At 64.8% G+C, this 21,538-nt stretch carries 15 protein-coding genes and 1 tRNA gene; 8 read left to right on the top strand and 8 right to left on the bottom strand.

Annotated elements, in window-relative coordinates; translation table 11 throughout:
• The first annotated feature begins 120 nt into the window (after window positions 1-120).
• The 8 genes from rpsO to J2X54_RS11430 all read left to right on the top strand — a co-directional run bounded on the left by rpsO (window position 121) and on the right by J2X54_RS11430 (window position 10,137).
• Window positions 121-390: a 30S ribosomal protein S15 gene (gene rpsO / locus J2X54_RS11465; RefSeq protein WP_026637007.1), complete on the top strand. Its 270-nt coding sequence runs from the start codon at window positions 121-123 to the stop codon at window positions 388-390.
• A gap of 245 nt (window positions 391-635) precedes the next feature.
• Window positions 636-2,756, top strand: a complete 2,121-nt coding sequence (gene pnp / locus J2X54_RS11460) for a polyribonucleotide nucleotidyltransferase (protein WP_070250029.1) — start codon at window positions 636-638, stop codon at window positions 2,754-2,756.
• A 76-nt stretch (window positions 2,757-2,832) separates the two neighbouring features.
• Entirely contained in the window at window positions 2,833-4,425 is a 1,593-nt protein-coding gene (locus J2X54_RS11455; RefSeq protein WP_310180748.1) for a MoxR family ATPase, read from the top strand.
• Entirely contained in the window at window positions 4,422-5,411 is a 990-nt protein-coding gene (locus J2X54_RS11450; protein WP_310180747.1) for a hypothetical protein, read from the top strand. The genes J2X54_RS11455 and J2X54_RS11450 overlap by 4 nt, the downstream gene beginning before the upstream one ends.
• An 8-nt stretch (window positions 5,412-5,419) precedes the next feature.
• A complete protein-coding gene (locus J2X54_RS11445) occupies window positions 5,420-7,210 on the top strand; it encodes a vWA domain-containing protein (RefSeq protein WP_310180746.1) in 1,791 nt (596 codons plus the stop codon).
• Window positions 7,185-7,769: a hypothetical protein gene (locus tag J2X54_RS11440; RefSeq protein WP_310180744.1), complete on the top strand. Its 585-nt coding sequence runs from the start codon at window positions 7,185-7,187 to the stop codon at window positions 7,767-7,769. Before J2X54_RS11445 ends, J2X54_RS11440 begins: the two co-directional genes overlap by 26 nt.
• Window positions 7,766-9,124 (top strand): capsule biosynthesis protein CapK, encoded by a 1,359-nt coding sequence (locus tag J2X54_RS11435; RefSeq protein ID WP_310180743.1) that lies wholly within the window; start codon window positions 7,766-7,768, stop codon window positions 9,122-9,124. Before J2X54_RS11440 ends, J2X54_RS11435 begins: the two co-directional genes overlap by 4 nt.
• On the top strand, window positions 9,121-10,137 hold the full coding sequence (locus tag J2X54_RS11430) for an AAA family ATPase (RefSeq protein WP_310180741.1): 1,017 nt from the start codon (window positions 9,121-9,123) through the stop codon (window positions 10,135-10,137). The genes J2X54_RS11435 and J2X54_RS11430 overlap by 4 nt, the downstream gene beginning before the upstream one ends.
• A 2-nt stretch (window positions 10,138-10,139) precedes the next feature.
• Here the strand turns inward: J2X54_RS11430 and J2X54_RS11425 are convergent, their stop codons facing one another.
• The 8 genes from J2X54_RS11425 to fdnG form a co-directional block, all read right to left on the bottom strand.
• Window positions 10,140-11,777 (bottom strand): methyl-accepting chemotaxis protein, encoded by a 1,638-nt coding sequence (locus J2X54_RS11425; RefSeq protein ID WP_310180740.1) that lies wholly within the window; start codon window positions 11,775-11,777, stop codon window positions 10,140-10,142.
• 158 nt (window positions 11,778-11,935) lie between these two features.
• Window positions 11,936-12,031, bottom strand: a tRNA-Sec gene (locus J2X54_RS11420).
• Between the two features lie 9 nt (window positions 12,032-12,040).
• Window positions 12,041-13,942 carry a selenocysteine-specific translation elongation factor gene (gene selB / locus J2X54_RS11415; RefSeq protein WP_310180739.1) on the bottom strand — a complete coding sequence of 634 codons (1,902 nt, stop codon included), beginning with the start codon at window positions 13,940-13,942 and terminating at the stop codon, window positions 12,041-12,043.
• Window positions 13,939-15,486, bottom strand: a complete 1,548-nt coding sequence (selA, locus tag J2X54_RS11410; protein WP_310180737.1) for an L-seryl-tRNA(Sec) selenium transferase — start codon at window positions 15,484-15,486, stop codon at window positions 13,939-13,941. The genes selB and selA overlap by 4 nt, the downstream gene beginning before the upstream one ends.
• Window positions 15,483-16,505, bottom strand: coding sequence for a formate dehydrogenase accessory protein FdhE (gene fdhE / locus J2X54_RS11405; protein ID WP_310180734.1), 1,023 nt, complete (start codon window positions 16,503-16,505; stop codon window positions 15,483-15,485). The genes selA and fdhE overlap by 4 nt, the downstream gene beginning before the upstream one ends.
• A gap of 164 nt (window positions 16,506-16,669) precedes the next feature.
• Window positions 16,670-17,350, bottom strand: a complete 681-nt coding sequence (locus J2X54_RS11400) for a formate dehydrogenase subunit gamma (protein ID WP_071651637.1) — start codon at window positions 17,348-17,350, stop codon at window positions 16,670-16,672.
• Window positions 17,337-18,260: a formate dehydrogenase subunit beta gene (fdxH, locus tag J2X54_RS11395; protein WP_070248968.1), complete on the bottom strand. Its 924-nt coding sequence runs from the start codon at window positions 18,258-18,260 to the stop codon at window positions 17,337-17,339. Before fdxH ends, J2X54_RS11400 begins: the two co-directional genes overlap by 14 nt.
• Window positions 18,261-18,281: 21 nt before the next feature.
• Complete coding sequence (gene fdnG, locus J2X54_RS11390; protein ID WP_141749542.1) at window positions 18,282-21,353, bottom strand: formate dehydrogenase-N subunit alpha; 3,072 nt, start codon at window positions 21,351-21,353, stop codon at window positions 18,282-18,284.
• Window positions 21,354-21,538 lie beyond the last annotated feature (185 nt).

Genomic DNA, 21,538 nt, shown 5'->3' with positions numbered 1-21,538 from the left:
AACAGGTACATGGCGAGCATTTTCCGCTATACTTGCGGGTCTGGTCTTTTCGGACCAGTTTTTTGAAATCACGGTGGGCAGGGTTCAGACTCCGCGCACCGCATGTTAAAGGTAAATATCATGACCGTAGAAAACATCAACAAAGCCGCGATCATCGCGGACAACGCCCGTGGCCAAAAAGACACCGGCTCGCCAGAAGTGCAAGTTGCACTGCTGACCGCCCGCATCAACGAACTGAACGGCCACTTCAAGGCCCACAGCAAGGATCACCACTCGCGTCGCGGTCTGATCATGATGGTTAACCGTCGTAAAAGCCTGCTGTCGTACCTGAAGAACAAGGATGCTACCCGTTACCGCGATCTGATCGCCAAACTGGGTCTGCGTAAGTAATCAGCTTATTGCATACTTTTGCATCCTGAGCTTCAAAGAAATGCCTGCGCCAGTGTGACTGTCGCAGGCATTTTGTCATTTGTACAAACGAAAAAATTGCCAGCTAGCATAGTATTTTAGCAAGCTGGCATGGTTGTAAAGAATGAGTTGTAAAGCGTAGCAAAGGCGGCAGCCACAGATGCCGCCCGTGGTGAGGTGAACGACAGCGCCTGAAAATCTGTCGGCAAATAGAAAGGGATTTACCCATGTTTAATAAAGTTACGAAAACCTTCCAGTACGGTCAACACACCGTCACGCTGGAAACCGGCGAAATCGCTCGCCAAGCCTCTGGCGCAGTGCTGGTGTCGATCGAAGACACCGTGGTGCTGGCCACCGTGGTGGCGCGCAAGGATGCCAAGCCGGGCCAGGACTTCTTCCCGCTGACCGTCGATTACCTTGAAAAGACCTATGCAGCCGGCAAGATTCCCGGCGGTTTCTTCAAACGTGAAGGTCGCCCTTCGGAAAAAGAAACCCTGACCTCGCGTCTGATCGACCGTCCGATCCGCCCGCTGTTCCCAGAGGGTTACATGAACGAAGTGCAGGTGATCATTCACGTGCTGTCGGTCAACCCTGAAATCGATCCCGACATCGCGTCGATGATCGGCGCCTCGGCCGCCCTGTGCGTGTCGGGCGTACCGTTCAACGGCCCTATCGGCGCAGCCCGCGTGGGTTACGCCAATGGCCAGTACATCCTCAACCCGACGGTTGAGCAGCTGAAAACCTCGCAGATGGACCTGGTCGTTGCCGGTACCGAATCAGCGGTGCTGATGGTCGAATCGGAAGCCAAGCAGCTGTCCGAAGAAATCATGCTCGGCGCCGTGGTGTTTGGCCACACCCAGATGAAGGCTGTCATCGACGCCATCCACGACCTGGTACGCGACGGCGGCAAGCCCGAGCAGGTATGGACCGCGCCAGCGAAAAACGAAGCGCTGATCGGCCGCGTGACCGCGTTTGCCGAAGCGAAAATCCGCGAAGCCTATCAAACCCGCGACAAGCAGGCCCGTACCGACAAGCTGCGCTCGATGCACGCCGAAGTCGTGGCTGACCTGGGCGCCGAAGCTGCCGCCTCGGGCGCTGCCGCACCGGATGGCGTAGAAGTTGGCAACATCCTGTTCGACATGGAAGCCAAGGTCGTGCGCTCGCAAATCCTCGAAGGCGAACCACGCATCGACGGCCGCGACACCCGCACCGTGCGTCCGATCTCGATCCGCACCTCGGTCCTGCCGCGTACCCACGGTTCGGCACTGTTTACCCGTGGCGAAACCCAGGCCCTGGTCGTTGCCACCCTGGGCACCGCCCGCGATTCGCAAAAGATCGATGCGCTGATGGGCGAGTTCACCGACTCCTTCATGCTGCACTACAACATGCCACCGTTCGCTACCGGCGAAACCGGCCGTGTCGGTACGCCGAAGCGCCGTGAAGTCGGTCATGGCCGCCTGGCCAAGCGCGCGCTGATCGCCGCGTTGCCGGCAGCTGACGAGTTCAGCTACGCTGTGCGCCTGGTGTCGGAAATCACCGAATCGAACGGTTCGTCGTCGATGGCTTCGGTCTGCGGCGGCTGCCTGGCGCTGATGGATGCGGGCGTACCGATGAAAGAGCACGTGGCCGGTATCGCCATGGGCCTGATCAAGGACGGCGGCAAATTTGCCGTGCTGTCGGACATCCTGGGCGACGAAGATCACCTGGGCGACATGGACTTCAAGGTTGCCGGTACCCGCAACGGTATCACCGCGCTGCAGATGGACATCAAGATCCAGGGCATCACCAAGGAAATCATGCAAGTGGCGCTGGCGCAAGCCAAGGAAGGCCGCGAGCACATCCTGGGCGAAATGCAGAAGGCCATGCCAACCGTGAAAACGGAACTGTCCGACTTCGCACCGCGCCTGATCACCATCAAGATCAACCCGGAAAAAATCCGTGACGTGATCGGCAAGGGCGGCGCCGTCATCCGCGCTCTGACCGAAGAGACCGGCACCCAGATCGACATCAGCGACGAAGGCGTGGTCACCATCGCCTCCGTCGATGCTGCTGCCGGCCAGGAAGCCAAGCGCCGCATCGAAGAACTGACCGCGTCGGTCGAAGTGGGCAAGACCTACGACGGTACCGTTCTGAAGCTGCTGGACTTCGGCGCCATCGTCCAGGTCATGCCAGGCAAAGACGGCCTGCTGCACATCTCGCAGATCGCCAACGAGCGTGTGAACGCCGTGGCCGACTACCTGAAAGAAGGCCAGCAAGTGCGCGTCAAGGTCCTGGAAACCGACGACCGCGGCCGCCTCAAGCTGTCGATGAAAGCTGCTGCTGAAGAAGCGGCCGCCGCTGCGCAGTAAAATGTCGTTGTAGTCTGAAAAGCCGCCGAGCGCACCCGCGCCGGCGGCTTTTTTCATCTCGGCTATACTTTCTTGTATGCCACCATTTAACCTGTTCAACCGCGTCTCCAAGGCGCCGACCAATCCACGCACGCCGGCTCAGCCACCCCAGCCACGCCAGTTCGACGTGGCCGACCTGTACCAGGGGCCGCTCAATACCGGCCAGGCGCCCGACAGTGCCGCGCCTACGCTCGACGAAAAGCTGCGCCAGGCCTATTTCTGGATCGTCAACACGGCCATCATCAGCCCGCACTACGACATCGAGTACAACCACGGCCCGGCGCAAACCTACGCGGTAGGGGATGCCCGCCGCACGCTCAACCTGCCGTCGGCGCAAAGTTATTCGAGCTTCGTGCTGCTGCCGCTGCTGACCTTTGCCACGCGCCGCAAGTGCCTGTTCGTCGGCGGTCCCGGGCGCGGCAAGACCGCCAGCGCGATCCTGATGGGGGTGCTGTCGGGGGCGTCGGTCAAAGACGTCAAGCGCGCCATGCAACACGGCCACCCGCAGATGACCATTGCCGACCTGCTCGGCAATCCGCTGCCGGCCGACCTGGTCAACGCCCAGAGCATGGACGAGATCCGCATCGCCTGGCGCGCCTGGCTCGGCATGCGCGTAAAAATCATCGACGAATACAACCGCATCCCGCCGCGCACCCAGAGCGCGCTGCTCACGCTGATGGGCGACAACTACGCCGAAGTGCTCAACCACATCTACGAATGCCCGGAATCGGCCTGGTACCTGACCGCCAACGACGACCAGGGCGGCGGCACCTACGAGGTGATCGAAGCGCTGCGCGACCGTATCGACGTGGTGGTGCAGGCGCTGGCGTTCAATCCGCGCTTCCTCGGCGAGCTGTTGGTGCGCATCGAGGAAAACCTCAAGCCCGAAGAACTGGTGCCGCCCGAGATCGTGTTTACGCCGGCCGAGGTGGACCGCATGGTCGAGGAGATCCGCGCGGTAGCCGTGCCCGAGCCGATCCGGCGCCGGCTGGAGTTTTTCACCAGCCAGTTCGAACTGCTGGCCGCCGCCGGCGACCAGTTCGAATACATGACCAAGGACACGGCGCGCCTGTCCGGTTTCGACTGGAGCGCGGTGATTGCCGCCGACAGCGGCCGCGATCGGCTCAAGGACCTGGGTTGCCAGACCGTCAACGGCCTGTCGGTGCGCAACCTGATGACCTTGCTGATCTACGCCAAGGCGCTGGCCTATTTCCGCGGCAATGCCGAGGTGGAACTGGACGACGTGCGGCAGGTGCTGCCGTTCGTATTGCACGACAAGCTGCGGCCGGATCTCGACGCGCCGTTCTTCGGTCTGCCGGAAAACGCCGCCTTCCGCACCGACCAGATCAGCTGGCTGCGGCGGCTGTTCGACCTGTCCAGCGCCGAGTACGACCGCCTCGATCTCGACCACAACGACCCGGTCGGCGACATGGGTGCGCAGTTCGAAGAGGGCCTCGACGGCTTGACCGAGCGCGAAGTGCTCAAGCGCCTGAACCGCATCGAAAAACACGTGGGCGAGCAGATCCGGGGCCGCAAGCTGTACGGCCACCTGTACGACGACCTGCTCAAGCTGAAGTACCTGCACCAGCGCTACACCAACTACCTGGTGTGGCTGCGCTCGCAAGCATGATCTCCGAGCGTTTCGCCCGGCTGCTGGCGGCCGGCCGCCCGGAACTGAACCGGCGCGTGGCCGAGGCGCGGCGCCGGCATAACGGGTTCGATACTGCGGCGTTTGGCGACTTCCTGGCCATGGCTGCCGATCCGGTGGTCTGTGCGGCCGATGCACATGCGCCCGAGCGTGCTGGTGGCGTGGCGATGGCGGCGTTCGATGCTGCCTTGGCGCTGATCGCGCAGGGGCACGGTGGTAACGGCGTGATCGCTACCGTGTGGCGCGAACTGGTCCCGCAGTATGTTGCGCTGCTGTGCGTGCAGCCGGCGGCGGTACTCGGCATGCTGACGAATGCAGCGTTACACGTGCAGCGCCAGCGCGGCGCGCGCGTGGCGCAGTGGCAGGCCATCATGGCGCAGCTGGCGCCGCAGATCGAGACCGTTGCGCACCTGGCCGCAGCAGGGCAGATCGCCGCCTGGCGCGCCGGCATGGCGCACTTCCGGCAAGGCGCCATCGTGGCGGCCGATGCGCTGCCCGAGCCGCTGGCGCTGGCTGCCTTTGGTGCGGCCGACCAGGCGTGGGCGTCGTGGTCTTCGTTGCGCGCGGCGCTGCTGCACGATCCGTGGTGGACGCCTGATGCCGCGCAGCGCGAACGCCTGCAAGCGGGCATCGAGATCGGCAGCTTTTCCGGCCTGGGAGGCGAGTTTTCCGAGCCGCCGCAGGTGCGCCCGGCGCCGCACGGTTTCTGGGTGCGCAGCGGCGCGCGCCACGCGCTCCTGATCGCCGACGCCTGCGGCACGGTGCTCCATTCCGCCAGCGCCGAAGAGTACGATTATCCCGAGGCGGCGCCCGCTGCGCAGGTACAGGTCAGGGATGGGGCGCTCACCATCAACGGCCGCACCGTGCCGCTCGACCTGCCGACCGAGCGGCTGCAGGTCGTGTGTAACCGCCACGCCGTCGCCGTCACGTCGCCGTACACCCACGCCATCCGCGTGCTGCCGCTATGACCGGGGCGGTGACGGACGACGCACTGCTGCAGCAATGGCGCGACGCCTGGCCGGCGGCGCTGGCCGCGTGGAGCAAGTACACGCGCCTGCGTGACGCCCGCCTGTGCCACACCACGATGGCAGCGGCAAAGGAGGGCCTGCAAGGCAGCTTCGCGATGATACGGCTGCTCGACCAGAGCGTGGTAGTGAACCTGCAAGGCGTGCGCGAACTGGGTTTGCAGGACTACGCGGTGGAGATCCTGGCGCACGAAATCGGCCACCACGTGCTGGCCCCGGCCAGCGCCGCCGACCAGTTCCGGCTGCTGGCGCGCTTGCGCCGCGCGCTGCCCACGCTGGAAGCGCATGCGCCCATGGTCGCCAACCTGTACACCGACCTGTATATCAACGACCGCCTGCAACGCCAGGCCGGCCTGCGCATCGACCATATCTACCGCATCCTGGAGCAGGCGCGCACGGCGCCCGCCAGCAGCCGGGTGTGGACGCTGTACACGCGCATCTACGAACAACTGTGGCAGCTGCCCAAGGGCGACCTCGGTGGCGGCGCCGCCGACCAGGCGATCGATACCGACGCCTGGCTGGGCGCGCGCCTGATCCGCGTCTATGCGCGCGACTGGATGGACGGCGCCATCAAGTTCGCCACCTTGCTGCTGCCGTACCTGGCCGAGCAGCAGCAACAGATGGAAGAGTTCTACCGCCTGGCCGACACGCGCGACGCGGCAGCCGGTTGCGACCCGTCGGGCGGATACCAGGTGGAAGAAGGCGAACTGGAAACGCCGATTCACCCGGTGCAGGATCGCCGCATCTCGGGCCTGGACGAAGCGCCGACAGATCCGGCGCCGGACGCTCAGCGCACACCGGGCAGCGGCCAGGCGCGCGAGCCGTACGAGTACGGCGAAATCCTCAAGGCCGCTGGCATCACCCTCAGCGACGAGGACATCGCGGTGCGCTACTACCGCGAGCGCGCCTTGCCGCACCTGGTGTCGTTTCCGAAAATGCCGGCGCCGCTGTCCACCGAGCTGGAACCGGAAGGGCTGGAACCGTGGCAGATCGGCGATCCGATCGAGGAAATCGACTGGCTGGCGACCGTGGTCCAGAGTCCGCGCCCGGTACCGGGGCTGACCACCGTGCAGCGCCAGTATGGGCGCGAGGCGGCGCGCCGTCCGAAACCCACGCCGGTGGACCTGGACCTGTACGTGGACAGCTCCGGCTCCATGCCCGATCCGCGCTTCCACACGTCGTACCTGGCGCTGGCCGGCGCCATCGTCGCGCTGTCGGCCTTGCGCACCGGCTCGCGTGTGCAGGTCACGCTGTGGAGCGGCAAGAGCGAGGTGATTGTCACCCCCGGCTTCGTGCGCGACGAGGACCAGGTACTCGGCGTGCTCACCGGTTTTTTTGGCGGCGGCACCTGCTTCCCGATCCACCGCCTGCGCCAGACTTTTGCGGCGCCGCGCGACCGGCCCACGCACATCCTGATGATTTCCGACGACGGTATTTCTACCATGTTCGACAACGACGAGCAGGGCAACAGCGGCTGGGACGTGGCCGCGCGCGCGCTGGTCAACGGCGGCGCTGGCGGCACCATGGCGCTCGACCTGCGCCCGGATTGGGATGGCGACCAGCAGGCCGGCTGGCTGCAGAAATCGTACGATGCCATCAAGCGCGCCGGCAGCGAGCAGGGGTGGGACATCCACGCCATCGCCCAGGCCGAAAGCTTGGTAGACTTCGCCCGCGCGTTCAGCCTTCGCCATTACACAAATTCGTCAGCCCAGTCCCATGCAAAACACCGGCCCCGCCCTTGAAGTCCTGATCCACCGGCTGGCCGATATCCCGGCCGAGCTGCTGGCCGAGCCGCGTATCGGAGACACGGGCGCGGTCCACGTGGCAGCGCTGGTCAACGACGTGCTGGCGCTGCACGGCGCGCGCGCCACGCTGGCCAGCCTGGCGCCATTCATTCCCGGCGCGACGGGCTCCCACCGCCACCGGCTGGCGCTGGTGATGATCACCGCCTGGCTGCTGGCCGACGAGTGGTTCATCGGCGCCGCCATCGCGCAGGCGGACTTGCTGCGGGTACTGGACCGCACCGTGGACGAGCTGTCGCAATGGGCCAGCGCCCATAAATACGTCGAGGATCCGGAGCGGCGCGAGGAACTGGCGCGCATGGTGCTTGCGCGCCTGGGCTTCCGCCCGGCCGGCGAATCGGAGCATGAAGCGACCGATCGCCTGTCGGCCGTGAGCGGCTTCGAGCGCCGGCGCCTGTTGGAGGCGAGCCGCACGGCCGAGCAGCGCGCGGCCGACATCCGCGCCGCGCTGGCGCGCAAGGCTGCCGAGGAATCTGCCGACAAGTGGTCGCGCGAATGAGCAGTGATGCCACTGCGCTGGACGATGAACGCGAGCGCTTTCCCACGCTCACGCCGGCCGGGCGCGCCATGCTCGATTTTTTGCGCGAGCACCCGGCCGCACCCACCTACCGCAACCAGAGCGGCAACAAGCTGCTGGCGCACGAGGTGGAAGAGGTGCGTGCTTTCGAGCGGGACGTGGCCGCTGCCAGCGTCGGTTGGCCGGCCGACCGCAGACCGGCCTGGCTCGACGACTTCGTGCGCACCATGTACGCCAGCGTGCCCCACTACCGCGCGCTGGGCGCCGTCCCTGCCGAATGGTCGCAGATCGCGCCCGTCAGCCGCGCCGACCTGGCAAACGACATCGCGGCCTTCGTGCCCGACGATGCCGACATCGCCCGCATGATCAATTTCCGCACCACCGGCACCACCGGCCATCCGCTGATCATCGCCTCGCACCCGGTGGTGGCGGCGCGCTACCTGGCGTTCCACAAGCGCGCGCTGCGCCGCTTCGGCGTGCAACTGGCGCATGGCGCGGGCCAGGTGGGCGTGGTGCTGCTGGGCTTCCAGCAGCGGTGCTTCACGTACGTGTCGGTCACGCCCACGATGGGCGAATCGGGACTGGCCAAGATCAATCTGCACCCGGATGAATGGCGTACGCCGCAGGACCGCGCCACTTACCTGGACGCGCTGGCGCCCGAGGTGGTGGCTGGCGATCCGATCTCGTTTGCCGAGCTGCTCACGCTGCCGGTGACGATGCGCCCGCGCGCACTGCTGTCGGTGTCGATGCTGCTGTTGCCAGCGCTGCGCGCGCAGCTGGAGCAGCGCTTCGGCTGCCCGGTGCTCGACATCTATTCGCTCAACGAGGTGGGGCCGGTGGCCGTGTACGACGCCCGCGTCGGCGGCCACGTGCTGCTGCAACCGCGCCTGTACGTCGAGTTGCTCGATAGCGCCGGCAACCCGGTCGCGCCAGGGCAGCGCGGCGAGATCACGGTCTCGGGCGGCTTCAACTTCTGCCTGCCGCTGCTGCGCTACCGCACCGGCGACCATGCCGCGCTCGACATGAGCGGCGAGGTGCCGGTGCTGGCAGGCCTGTCGGGCCGCTCGCCGGTGCGCTATCGCACACCAGGCAAGTGGATCAACAATATCGACGTCACGCACGCCTTGCAGCACCTGCCGATACCGCACTTTGGCGTGCACCAGGAGGCCAATGGCGTGGTCGTGCTGCGCCTGGCGCAGGCGATGACGCCGCTCGGCGACCAGGCCCGCGCAGCGCTGGAAAAGCTGTTCGGCGCCGGCAGCGTGATGCTTGCCGTGCTGACCGCCGACGACAAGACCGTGCAGTACACATCGGACCTGGCGGGGGCGCGCGAATGAAGCAGTTTCACACCGGCCTGGTGGTGGGCAAATTCAGCCCGCTGCACCTGGGGCACGAGCTGCTGATCCGGCGCGCGCTGCACGATTGCGAACATGTGGTCATCATCGGCTACTCGCAGCCGGAGCTGCCCGGTTGCGGCTCTTACCTGCGCGAGCAATGGCTGCGCGCGCGCTTCCCGCAGGCTATCGTGCTGGTACTGCACAACGACCGTCACGACCTGCCCGACAACGACGCCGACGCCACCGTGCACCGGCGCCTGATGGGATGGGCGTGCCAGCACCTGCTGGGACGCCCGGTCGATGCGGTATTTACCAGCGAGGACTACGGCGACGGTTTTGCGGTGGAGCTTACCCGCTATTTTGCCGAGCATGGTCACCGGCGCGCTCCGGTGCGGCACGTGCTGGTGGACCAGGCGCGCAGCGCGATTCCCGTGTCGGGTACGGTGATCCGGCGCGACCCGCACGCTCACCGCGCTTACCTGTCCAGCGAGGTGTACGCCAGCTTCGTGCAAACGGTGTGCTTCCTCGGCGGCGAGTCGAGCGGCAAGAGCACCATGGCCGAAGCGATGGCGCGAGAACTCGGTACCGTGTGGGCGGCGGAATATGGCCGCGAGTTGTGGGTGGCGCAGGATGGCGAACTGGCGTACGACGATCTGCTGCGCATCGCGCGTGTGCAGCAGCAGCGCGAAGACGATTTACGCCAGCAGGCCACGCGCTACCTGTTTTGCGATACCTCGGCCCTGACCACGCTGTTCTATTCGCGCGATATGTTCGACCGCGCCGCGCCGGAACTCGAACACCGGGCAGGGCGCCGGTACGACCACGTATTGCTGTGCGCGCCGGACTTCGATTTCGTCCAGGACGGCACCCGGCGCGAGGACGGTTTTCGCTTGCGCCAGCACGACTGGTATGTCGCCGAGCTGCGCCGCCGCGAGATTGGCTACACGCTGCTCACCGGATCGCTGCGCCAGCGTATCGACACGGTGCTGGCGCAGCTCACCGGCAGCCGCTGAAATTAGCCCAGTGCCAGGCGGTGCGATGGTGCTGGCGTCGGGCGTTTTGGCGCAGCGCGCTTGGCAGGTGCAGCGGCCCTGGTAGCGTCTTCCAGTTTGAACACGCTCACCAGCTGCGCCAGGTGGGTCGACTGGCCTTGCAGTGATTCGGCGGCGGCTGCCGCTTCTTCCACGAGGGCGGCGTTCTGCTGCGTGACGCCGTCCATCTCGCCGATGGCCTGGTTGATCTGGTCGATGCCGGCTTCCTGTTCCTGGCTGGCGGCGGCGATCTGCTCCATGATGTCGCTCACGCTGCGTACGCTGCTGACGATTTCGGTCATGGTGTTGCCCGCCTGGTCCACCAGCATGGCGCCGGTCGTGATTTTTTCCACCGAGTCGCTGATCAACTCCTTGATGTCCTTGGCGGCGCTGGCCGAGCGTTGCGCCAGGTTGCGCACTTCCGTCGCCACCACCGCGAAGCCACGGCCCTGTTCACCGGCGCGCGCTGCTTCCACCGCCGCGTTCAGGGCCAGGATGTTGGTCTGGAAGGCGATGCCGTCGATCACGCCGATGATGTCCACCACGCGTTTGGACGAAGTGCTGATCGATTCCATCGTGGTCACCACCTCGGCCACCACGCCGCCGCCGCGCACGGCCACTTCGCTGGCGCTGGCGGCCAGCTTGTTGGCCTGGCGCGCGTACTCGGTATTCTGCTTGACGGTGGAGGTCAGCTCTTCCATTGACGACGCGGTCTCTTCGAGCGAGCTGGCTTGCTGCTCGGTGCGCGAGGACAGGTCCATATTGCCGCTGGCGATTTCGTCGGACGCCGTGGCCACCGCTTCGGTGGTGCCGCGCACCTCGCCCACGATCGATGCCAGGCGGTCGCGCATGGCGGCGATGCTGTAGAGCAGGCTGCTGGTGTCGTTGGGGGCCAGGTCCACGCGCACGGTCAGGTCGCCGGCGGCGATGCGGTCGGTGATGCCGGCGGCATAAGCGGGTTCGCCGCCGAGCTGGCGCAGCACCGAGCGCGCGATCAGCCAGCCCAATAGCAGCGCCACGCCGATCGAGATCGCGGTCAGGATGGCGGTCAGGGTAATCGCCTGCACGCTGCGGTCATGCACGCCCTTGGCAATTTCGTCGATGGCGGCGCGCTGGCGGTCGGCCACGGCGCCGATGCTGGCCACGTACGTGGCGCTGGCAGGAATGAATTTCTGTCCGATCAGTTGGCGGGTGAGTTCGACGTCGCCCGCATCGCGCGCATCCATCACGGCTTTGCGCGCGGCCTGGTACAGGTCGCGGTTGGCCATGGCCTGGGCATACAGCTCCTTGGCGCGGGGATCGACCAGGCGCTCGACGATCATTTTCTGCACTTCGCCATTGCGCTTGATGGCGCTGGCGAGGCCGTCTTCGAAGTACTTGCGTTCGGCCGGGTCGATCAGGCGGGCAGTCGCCTGCGCGCGCTGGACGTTGGTTTCGATGCTGCCTTTCCACTCGGTGACCAGGCGCTCGGTCTGCAACTGTCGTTCGACCAGGTTGTCGGTGTCGTCGGTGACCGTGTTGAGGGCAGTGGAGCTGCCGATCGCCACCACCAGCAGCAGGGCCAGCGTGGCGCCGAAGCCCAAAGTCAGTCGCGCCCCGACTTTCATATTACTCAGTTTCATAGGAGTCCTTGGTATTTAATTATCTTTAATGCAAAATATATTGCGGATGAGAAATTGTAGCACCGTTTGGAAAAAATTGTTCCTTGTGGAAACTGCTGACGCGCACCGCTGCCTTTTCGGCGCAAATGGGAGTAGAAAGCGGGAAATTGAAAGAGGAATGGCGGAAAGCAGTAGGAGTCGAACCTACAGAGGAACGGCTGACGCCCCTCACCGGGTTTGAAGCCCGGCCCCATCACCGGATGAGATTGCCTTCCGCAGAAGTGCTAGTTGCTATTGGCGGACCAGCTGGTATCAGGCCGCACCATGTGAATATTTCCAACGCGCCGAGTATAGCCGACCCGGTTGAAGAACTCCAGGATCTGGATGCCGCGCTTGCGCCCCAGCCCGGTGGCGTCGCGGAACGACGCCGCCTGTACCTGTGGCAGCGTGGCCAGCATCTGCGCCAGCTGCGCCAGCGGCTGCGGATGATAAAACAGGTCGGGCACCACCTGGCTGATCTCGCCGCTGCGCGCCAGCTTGCGTAGCAGGCGCCGCACCTCGGCTTCGGGCATCGCGTGCTCGCGCACCAGGTCGCGCACCCACGGCGGATCGTAACATCCCGCCAGCAGCGACGCCAGCAGCGGCGCCACCAGCGCCTGTTCCGCATCGCTCAGCGCCACGCTGTGCTGCGGCAGGTGCAGGCTGCGCCCGCGCTGGGCGATGCGGCCAGCGGCCAGCAAGGCCTCCACCAGGCGGCTCCACAAGCGCTCTTCCATGTCCGGCGAGACGATGCGTTTCAGGCGCCACAGCTCCGGCCCGGCGTCGTCGGGCGAGCGTTCGTGGAATTGCGCCAGGGCGGCCATGATCTGTTCTTCGAGCACCTGTACCTGGCCGGCGCCGATCAGCAGCGCGTCGCCACCGGCCAGCGCCACGTTGACCGCGCCCGGCGGTGTGACGATCAGCGCGGCCGGCAATTGCGACAGCCGCACCAGCGCCGATACCCGCAATCCCAGCGGGCTGCGCGCCAGCAGCGCGGCGGTGTCGCCATGCGCGATAAAGTCGGCCAGCGCATCGAGCCAGTCCAGCCGCACTGCGCTCCTGCGCTTGCGCGCGGGGCCGAACGGATCGAGCACCGCGCCGCCGCCCACGGTGGCCGTGGCCTGGGCGTTGCGGATCACGAAGCGGTCGCCCGGCACCGCGTGCACCGGCGCGTCGAGCACCAGTTGCACGCGCCCGGTCTGGCCCGGCGCCAGCGATTCGCCATCGAGCAGCACCACGTTGGCGGTGTGGTGGGCCGCGCCCAGGTGCACGTGCAGCGGCGACCACGGTTTGAGCGTGAGGCCGCAGTCAGGCGTCAACGTCAGTTCCACGTCGATCCGCTGCGAGCACTCGGACAAGGCCGGCGCGACGATCCAGGTGCCGCGCGCGATATCTTCCTTGGCCACGCCGCCGAGGTTGAGCGCCAGCCGCTGGCCGGCATGGCCGATTTCCGCTGGATGGTTCTGCGCGTGGATGCTGCGCACGCGCGCCTGTTGGCCGCCCGGCGCCAGCGCCACCGTGTCACCCACGCGTACCGTGCCGGCCAGCGCGGTGCCGGTGACGATGGTGCCCTGGCCGGACAAGGTAAACACACGGTCCACGCCAAGGCGGAACAGGCGCCGTTCGTCGCTGGCCGGCAGCGTGGCCGCCAGCTGCGACAGGTGCGCCCGCAGCGCGCGCACGCCGGCGTCGTCGGCCTCGGTGGCATTGGTGTGGAATACCGGTGCGCCGGCAAAATCGGTGGGCGCCAGCAGGGCGGCGATGTCCGCTTCCACCTGGACGATCTGGGCGGCGTCGGCGCGGTCGATCTTGGTCAGCGCCACCGCGCCGCGCTTGACGCCCAGCAGCCGCAGAATGGCCAGGTGCTCGCGCGTTTGCGGCATGATGCCGTCGTCGGCGGCAATCACCAGCAGTGCGGCATCGATGCCGGTCACGCCGGCGGCCATGGTGCGGATGAATTTTTCGTGGCCCGGCACATCGATCACGCCCAGCGAGTCGCCACCGGCGAGCGGCGTGTAGGCGTAACCGAGTTCGATCGAGATGCCGCGCGCCTTTTCCTCTTTCAGGCGGTCGGTATCGACGCCGGTCAGCGCGCGCGTGAGCGTGGTTTTGCCATGGTCGATATGACCTGCGGTACCGATGATCATGCGCCGGCCTGCTCCAGCAGCGCCAGTTGGCCGACGAACTTTTCCTGCTGCTCGCCGTCCAGGCAGCGCAGGTCGAGCCACAGCGCGTCCTGCGCCACGCGGCCGATCACCGGCAGCGGCAGCGCGCGCAGGCGCTGTTCCAGTTTGCCCAGTGCGTTGCTGGCCTTGCCGGTCGGGCGGATCGCCAGGCCAAAGCTGGGCAACTGGTCCACCGGCAGCGCGCCGCTGCCGATCTGGCTGTTCATCGCTTCGGCGGTGACCGCGTAAGCGCCGCCCAGCGCCGCCTGCAGCGGCGCCAGAATCAGGTCGGCCTGCGCGCGCATGGCGGCGGCGGGCCGGGTGAGCAGCTTGAGCGTGGTCAGGCGCTCGGGCAGCAGGTCGGGCGCGCGGTACAGTGCCAGCACCGGTTCCAGTGCGGCCAGCGTCAATTTTCCCACCCGCAGCGCGCGCTTGAGCGGGTTTTTCTTGATCTGCGCGATCAGGTCGGCGCGGCCGACGATGATGCCGCACTGCGGGCCACCGAGCAGCTTGTCGCCGCTGAAGGTCACCAGGTCGGCGCCGGCGGCAATCGTTTCGCGCACCGTGGTTTCATGCGGCAGGCCGTATTGTTCGAGGTCCACCAGCGTGCCGCTGCCCAGGTCGACGGCGGTGGCGATGTTGTGCTGTTTTGCCAGCGGCGCCAGTTCCGGCAGTTCCACGCTCTTGGTGAATCCGGTAATTTCGTAGTTGCTGCAATGGACCTTCATCATCAGCGCCGTTTGCGGACCGGCCGCTTCGGCGTAGTCCTTCAAATGCGTGCGGTTGGTGCTGCCCACTTCGCGCAGCACGGCGCCGGCGCGGGTCATCACGTCGGGGATGCGGAAGGCTCCGCCAATTTCCACCAGCTCGCCGCGCGAGACGATCACTTCGCGGCCCAGGGCCAGGGTGTTCAACATCAGCAGCACGGCGGCGGCGTTGTTGTTGACAATGGTGGCTGCTTCGGCGCCGGTCAGTTCCAGCAGCAGTTCTTCCACCAGGTTGTCGCGGTCACCGCGCTTGCCGGTGTCGATGTCCCATTCCAGGTTCATCGGCCAGCGCAGCGCCTCGGCCACGGCCTGCACCGCGCTGTCTGGCAGCAGGGCCCGGCCGAGGTTGGTGTGCAGCACGGTGCCGGTGAGGTTGAACACGGCGCGCAGGTTGGCGCGGTTGGCGTTTTGCAGGCGCTCGGCCAGCATGGCCAGCAGGGCGGGAATGTCGGTGGCGGCGTCGGTGGCGGCAACTGCGCCTTGAACGCTGCCACTGCGGTCACCGCTGTCAATGGCATGGTCCTGGCGCGCAGCCAGCAGCATCGCCCGCAGTTCGGCCAGCAATGCGCGCGCGGTGTCGGTGGTCTGCGTGCGGCCGTACTGTTCGATCAGCGGCTGGCAGCCGGCGTCGGACAGGATCAGGTGCACGGCAGGCAGCCGGATCGCCGGCGCTTTGGCGCTAATCGACCCGGCAGCCGGCGCGGCAACCTGCTCGCCGGCTGCCTCAGTGACGTTGCTGCTGCTGGCCGGCGTCGTCATGCTGCGTTAAACCACAGCAGCGGATTGCCGCTGGCGCGCGCGTAACCGGCTTCGCTCACCAGCACATCGAGCGTCAGGCTGGCCAGGTCGTCGGCCAGTGGCTCGACGTGGAAGTCGTGTTCCTGGTTGAAGATCTTGCGGTAGGTTTTGCAGTCGTCGCAGGTCTCGGCGCGGGCCACCTTGCTCGGGTCGTTGGCCTTGTTCGGTTTTGCGTTTTTATCTTCGACGGCGTCTTCCACCGGCAGCTTGTCTTCGTTGGTTTCCAGGCTCTGGTAGGCGATCTTGCTCGTATGCTCGCAGCACGAGCACTTCACGCGCACCATGTGCCACTCGCTGGCGCAGCAACTGCACTGCAAATAGCGGTAGCCTTGCGACTGGCCGCCGATGCGGATCACGCTGGCCACCGGGTGCGAACCGCACACGGGGCACAAGGTATTGGTTACCAGCGGTTGCACGCGCGGCGAATCGAGTTGTTCGGCGCGCTTGGTCCACATCACCTGCAGCGCGGCAGCGACGAACGGTGCGTGCAGCGGGTGCACGCCCTCGGTCAGTTCAGCCAGTACGGCGTCGGCGCAGCCTTCGAGCTGCGCCACATCGAGTGCGCGCAGTTCGGCCAGCACGGCGTCGATCTGCGGTTGATCCTTGATCGATGCTGCCAGGTGGTCGAGCAGGGCGGCGAACACTGTGCGCCATTCCGGTGGGCGGGCGCCGTTGACCGGCAGCGGCGGCATATTGTGATCGATCGAGAGCTTGATATCGGCCGCCGGTGGCAGGCTGAAAGTCTCGGGCGGCAGGGCGGCTGCAACCGCAGCTTGTGCGTCCACCACGGCAGCCATCAATTGCAGGTATCCCTGCATGGCTTCGGCCACCGGGATACCCTTGATGTCGTTGTTGGCCAGCTGGCGCAGGCGCGCCGCGCGCGCCATGAACAGGCTGCGTGCCTGCGGCAGCAGCAGGCGCGGAATGGAAGTGTGATCGAGGGCTTCGATCTGGCCTGGTTCGAGCAAGCGTTGTACCACGAGATTCTCCAGTAGCCGGCGGCAAAGTGTCGGCCGGGCAAAAGTGTATTTTAATCCGAAATTGGAACGGGGGCGCGGGTTGGCCGGGGCGGGGTCTCTCGAAGGAGAGAGCCCGGGCGCGGCGACGCACGCCCGGGAGTACTTCAGGCTACATCAGGCTTCGATCAATCACGCTGTTTATTCTTGATCACCGATTCGAACCAGCGCGGATGGTGCTTGCGCGCCCACCCGTAGGTGACCGTGCCGCGCACCATGGCGCCGATCGAACCCTTGACCCAGAACGCCGCGTAGATATGCACGATGATCGAGCAAATCAGCACGAACGCGCTGAACGCGTGCAGCAGCGCCGCAAAGCGCACCACGTCGATCGGGAAGTAGAACGCGAAGTACGCGCGCCAGATCACGATACCCGACAACAGCAGGCCAAGCATGCTGGCGATCAGCACGAAGAACAGGATCTTCTGGCCGGCGTTGTACATGCCGATCTTCGGCAGGCGGTCTTCGCGGTTGTTGAGCACATCGCCGATCTGCTTCATCCACTGCTTGTCGGCCTGGTCGATCTTGTTGTGGTGCCAGAAGCGCACCACCAGCACCGCAAACGAGACGAACATCACCACACCGAGGAACGGGTGCAGGATGCGCGTCCACTGGCCGCCGCCGAGGAACACGGCCATCCACGATGTCGCTGGATGGAACATGGCCAGGCCGGACACCGCCAGCAGCACGAAGCAGATCGCCGTGATCCAGTGATTGCTGCGGTCATTGGCGGTGTAGCGCTGGATCAGCGGGTTGCCGTCCTTGTCCCTCATCTCCCCCCTCACGCCGTTACGATCAGGTGCGCTCATTGCTGTTCTCCCGGATGCGTTGTGCTTCATGCAGCGCTTCGGCTTCCTCGTCCTTGCTCACTTCGTTCGGACCGATGCGCGAGTAGTGGAAGAAGCCCGCCAGCGCGGTCGCGGCAATGCCGGCCAGCGCCAGCGGCTTGGTCAGGCCCTTCCACAGGCCCACCATCGGGCTGATGGACGGGTTCTGTTTCAGGCCGTGGTACAGCGGCGCCTTGTCGGCATGGTGCAGCACGTACATCACGTGCGTGCCACCGACACCGGCCGGGTCGTACAGGCCAGCTTGCGCAAAGCCGCGCGACTTGAGGTCTTCGATCCGCTCTTCGGCGTGGTGCTTCATGTCTTCCTTGGTGCCGAAGACGATCGCGCCGGTAGGGCAGGTCTTGACGCAGGCCGGTTCCTGGCCGACGGCCACGCGGTCCGAGCACAGGGTGCACTTGTACGCGCGGCTGTCCGCCTTGGAAATGCGCGGCACGTCGAACGGGCAGCCCGCAACGCAGTAGCCGCAGCCAATGCAGTTCTCCTGGTGGAAATCCACGATGCCGTTGGTGTACTGGACGATGGCGCCCGGCGCCGGGCAGGCTTTCAGGCAGCCCGGGTCTTCGCAGTGCATGCAGCCGTCCTTGCGGATCAGCCATTCGAGGTTGCCGTCGGTGTTCTCGTATTCCGAGAACCGCATCACGGTCCACGACTGCGCGGTCAGATCGATCGGATTGTCGTACACGCCGGTGGTTTCACCCACTTCGTCGCGCAAGTCGTTCCACTCCATGCAGGCCGTCTGGCAAGCCTTGCAGCCGATGCACTTGGAAACGTCGATCAGTTTGGCCACGGTGCCGGTGACCGGGGTACGGGCCACCGGCGCCTGCACGGTGGTGGCCGAGAGGCGTTTGATATCTAGCGATTGTAATGACATGTTTTAATCTCCCTCGGGCCGTCAGGCTTTTTCCACTTTCACCAGGAACGACTTGAATTCCGGTGTCTGTGAATTGGCGTCGCCTACCGTCGGCGTCAGTGTGTTGATCAGGTAGCCCGGTTTGGTGAGCCCCTTGAACCCGAAGTTGATCGGCAGTCCGACCTGGTGGGTCTTTTTGCCATCGATCATCAATGCCTTGATACGCTTGGTCACCACGGCTTTCGCCACGATGTAGCCACGCTTGGACGACACCCTGACCTTGTCGCCGTGTACCACGCCGATTTCCTTGCCCAGTTCTTCGCCGATTTCGACGAATTGCTCCGGCTGGATGATCGCGTTCAAGCGCGCATGCTTGGTCCAGTAGTGGAAGTGTTCCGTGAGGCGATAGCTGGTCGCCACGTGCGGATACTCTTCCTTCTTGCCCAGCTTCTTGCGGTCGTTGGGGAACATCCGTGCGGCCGGATTGTTGAAGGCGCGCGGATTATTCGGGTGCATCGGGTTGTGCCCGATCGGCGACTCGAACGGCTCGTAGTGCTCGGGGAATGGACCCTCCGCCATCGCGTCGCGCGAGAAGAAGCGTGCCACGCCTTCGGCCAGCATGATGAATGGACCCATGCCGTTTTCTGGCGGTTCGTCCGCCTTGAAGTCCGGCACGTCGGCGCCGCCCCAGTTGGTGCCGTTCCAGCCCACCAGCTTGCGGGTCGGATCCCACGGCTTGCCCTTGGTGTCGGCAGACGCACGGTTGTACAGCACGCGGCGGTTGGCCGGCCAGGCCCAGGCCCAGTTCAGCGTATTGCCGATGCCGGTCGGATCGCTGTTGTCGCGACGCCCCATCTGGTTGCCCTGCGCGGTCCACGAACCGGCAAAGATCCAGCAACCGCAAGCGGTGCTGCCGTCGTCGCGCAGTTGCGCGAAGCCAGCGAGCTGCTCGTTCTTCTTCAGGACGACCTTGGTCGGATCCTTTGGATCGGTCAGTTCCTTCAGCGCCTTGCCATTGAATTCCATGGCGATTTCTTCCGGCGTTGGCGAATGCGGCGTGGCGTAGTTCCAGGTCAGGTTGACGATCGGATCGGGGAACTTGCCGCCCTCGGTCTGGTACGCCTTTTTCATGCGCAGGAAAATGCCCGACATGATATCGAGATCGCTCTTGGCCTGGCCCGGAGGTTCGGCGCCTTGCCAGTGCCACTGCAGCACGCGCGAAGAACTGACCAGCGAACCGCGTTCTTCGGCGAAGCACGACGTCGGCAGGCTGAATACCTCGGTCTGGATCTTGGTCGGATCGACCTTGTGGAAGTCGCCGTGCGGTTTCCAGAACTCGGACGTTTCGGTCTGCAGCGGGTCCATGATGACCAGGAACTTCAGCTTGGACAGGCTGTCGGTGATCTTCTGCTTGTCCGGGGCCGAGGCCAGGATGTTGAAGCCCTGGCAGATATAGCCGGTCATCTTCCCTTGGTTCATCAGCTCGAACGCCTGCATCATGTCGTACGGCTTGTCCAGCTTGGGCAGGTAGTCGAAGGCGTAGTTGTTCTCTTCGGTCGCGGCATCACCCCACCACGATTTCATGAACGAGACCAGGAACTTCTTCGAGTTGCTGTAGTAGCTGAGCTGATTCGGACGCAGCGGTTGCAGCGAGCGCTTGGCCACGTACGCGTTCCAGTCCTGCTCCGCCTCGCCGGGCAGCGTCAGGTAACCTGGCAGCATATTGGTCAGCAGACCCAGGTCGGTCAGACCCTGGATGTTGGAGTGCCCGCGCAGTGCGTTCATGCCGCCGCCGGCGATCCCCATGTTACCGAGCAGCAGCTGCACCATGGCGCCCGTGCGCAGGGTTTCCGCGCCGGTCGAGTGCTGGGTCCAGCCCAAGGCGTACAGGATGGTCGCAGCCTTGCCCGGCACTGCGGTCGATGCCAGCAGTTCCGCCACTTTGTGGAATTTTTCCGGCGGCACGCCGCAGGCTTTTTCCACCATCTCGGGCGTATAGCGCGAGTAGTGCTTCTTCATCATCTGGTACACGCAGCGCGGATGCTCGAGCGTCGGATCGATCTTGGCATAGCCGTCGTCGCCCATCTCGTAGTTCCAGCTGCTCTTGTCCGTGTACTTGCCGGTCGCCTCGTCGTAGCCCGAGAACAGGCCGTCGTTGAAGGCGAAATCCTCGCGGACGATGAACGGCATGTCCGTGTAATTACGGACGTATTCGTGCTGGATTTTGTCGTTGGTGAGCAGGTAATTGATAATACCGCCCAGGAAAACGATGTCCGCACCGGTACGGGTAGGGACGTAATAGTCCGCCACCGAAGCGGTTCGGGTAAAACGCGGATCGACCACGACCAGCTTGGCGCCGCGATGCGCCTTCGCTTCCGTGACCCATTTAAACCCGCAAGGGTGTGCTTCTGCTGCGTTACCGCCCATGACCAGGATGACATCTGCATTCTTGATGTCTACCCAGTGATTCGTCATCGCACCACGTCCAAATGTCGAGGCAAGACCTGCCACCGTCGGACCGTGTCATACACGTGCTTGATTGTCGAATGCCAGCATGCCGAGACTGCGCATGGTTTTATGGGTCAAATAACCGACTTCGTTCGATGCCGCCGACGCGCACAGCATGCCGGTGGTGGTCCAGCGGTTGACGGTTTTGCCGTCGGCCGATTTTTCGATGAAGTTCGCGTCGCGGTCAGCTTTCATCAGCTTGGCGATGCGATTCAATGCGTCATCCCACGACATCGGCGACCATTCGGTCGCACCCGGGGCGCGGTACTGCGGCGCCATCAGGCGGCTAGGCGAGTGGATGAAGTCGATCAGGCTGGCGCCTTTCGGGCACAGGGTGCCGCGATTGACCGGGTGGTCGGCGTCGCCTTCGATGTGGATGATCGAGGCAGTGGCGTTTTTCGCGCCATCGCCCAGGCCATACATCAAAATCCCGCAGCCTACGGAGCAGTAGGGGCAGGTGTTGCGGGTTTCGGTGCTGCGCGCCAGCTTGTATTGCCGGACTTCGGCCATGGCCGTTGCCGGCGCAAAGCCGAGGAGCGCGATGCTCGAACCCGCGATGGTAGCGCCAGTTACCCGAAGGAACTGTCGCCGTGACATCTGGTTCATAGGAAGCCTCTTGGTTATGAAAGGGGACATTCCAAGTTTATCACCGGGAAAATTTTGTGTCCGTAATGACTTGTATCAAATCAGCGTATTACAGACATTTAATTTTATGATCGGTGATAAAAACGATAATTTTTCTCGGCTAAAGGGGATATTGACAATATTTTAGCTGGAATGAGAATCGTTAC

Origin of the sequence: Duganella sp. 3397 (assembly GCF_031456625.1) — a bacterium.
GTDB lineage: Bacteria > Pseudomonadota > Gammaproteobacteria > Burkholderiales > Burkholderiaceae_D > Rugamonas > Rugamonas phyllosphaerae.
This window is presented reverse-complemented; position numbering and strand designations above follow the sequence as displayed.

What these genes read in the sequence shown, in the direction of transcription:
- selA (WP_310180737.1), bottom strand. Translation starts at nt 15,486, where the DNA reads ATGACGACGCCGGCCAGCAGCAGCAACGTCACTGAGGCAGCCGGCGAG.
- J2X54_RS11435 (WP_310180743.1), top strand. Translation starts at nt 7,766, where the DNA reads ATGAGCAGTGATGCCACTGCGCTGGACGATGAACGCGAGCGCTTTCCC.
- J2X54_RS11400 (WP_071651637.1), bottom strand. Translation starts at nt 17,350, where the DNA reads ATGAGCGCACCTGATCGTAACGGCGTGAGGGGGGAGATGAGGGACAAG.
- rpsO (WP_026637007.1), top strand. Translation starts at nt 121, where the DNA reads ATGACCGTAGAAAACATCAACAAAGCCGCGATCATCGCGGACAACGCC.
- J2X54_RS11455 (WP_310180748.1), top strand. Translation starts at nt 2,833, where the DNA reads ATGCCACCATTTAACCTGTTCAACCGCGTCTCCAAGGCGCCGACCAAT.
- J2X54_RS11440 (WP_310180744.1), top strand. Translation starts at nt 7,185, where the DNA reads ATGCAAAACACCGGCCCCGCCCTTGAAGTCCTGATCCACCGGCTGGCC.
- fdxH (WP_070248968.1), bottom strand. Translation starts at nt 18,260, where the DNA reads ATGTCATTACAATCGCTAGATATCAAACGCCTCTCGGCCACCACCGTG.
- pnp (WP_070250029.1), top strand. Translation starts at nt 636, where the DNA reads ATGTTTAATAAAGTTACGAAAACCTTCCAGTACGGTCAACACACCGTC.
- J2X54_RS11450 (WP_310180747.1), top strand. Translation starts at nt 4,422, where the DNA reads ATGATCTCCGAGCGTTTCGCCCGGCTGCTGGCGGCCGGCCGCCCGGAA.
- J2X54_RS11430 (WP_310180741.1), top strand. Translation starts at nt 9,121, where the DNA reads ATGAAGCAGTTTCACACCGGCCTGGTGGTGGGCAAATTCAGCCCGCTG.
- selB (WP_310180739.1), bottom strand. Translation starts at nt 13,942, where the DNA reads ATGATCATCGGTACCGCAGGTCATATCGACCATGGCAAAACCACGCTC.
- J2X54_RS11425 (WP_310180740.1), bottom strand. Translation starts at nt 11,777, where the DNA reads ATGAAACTGAGTAATATGAAAGTCGGGGCGCGACTGACTTTGGGCTTC.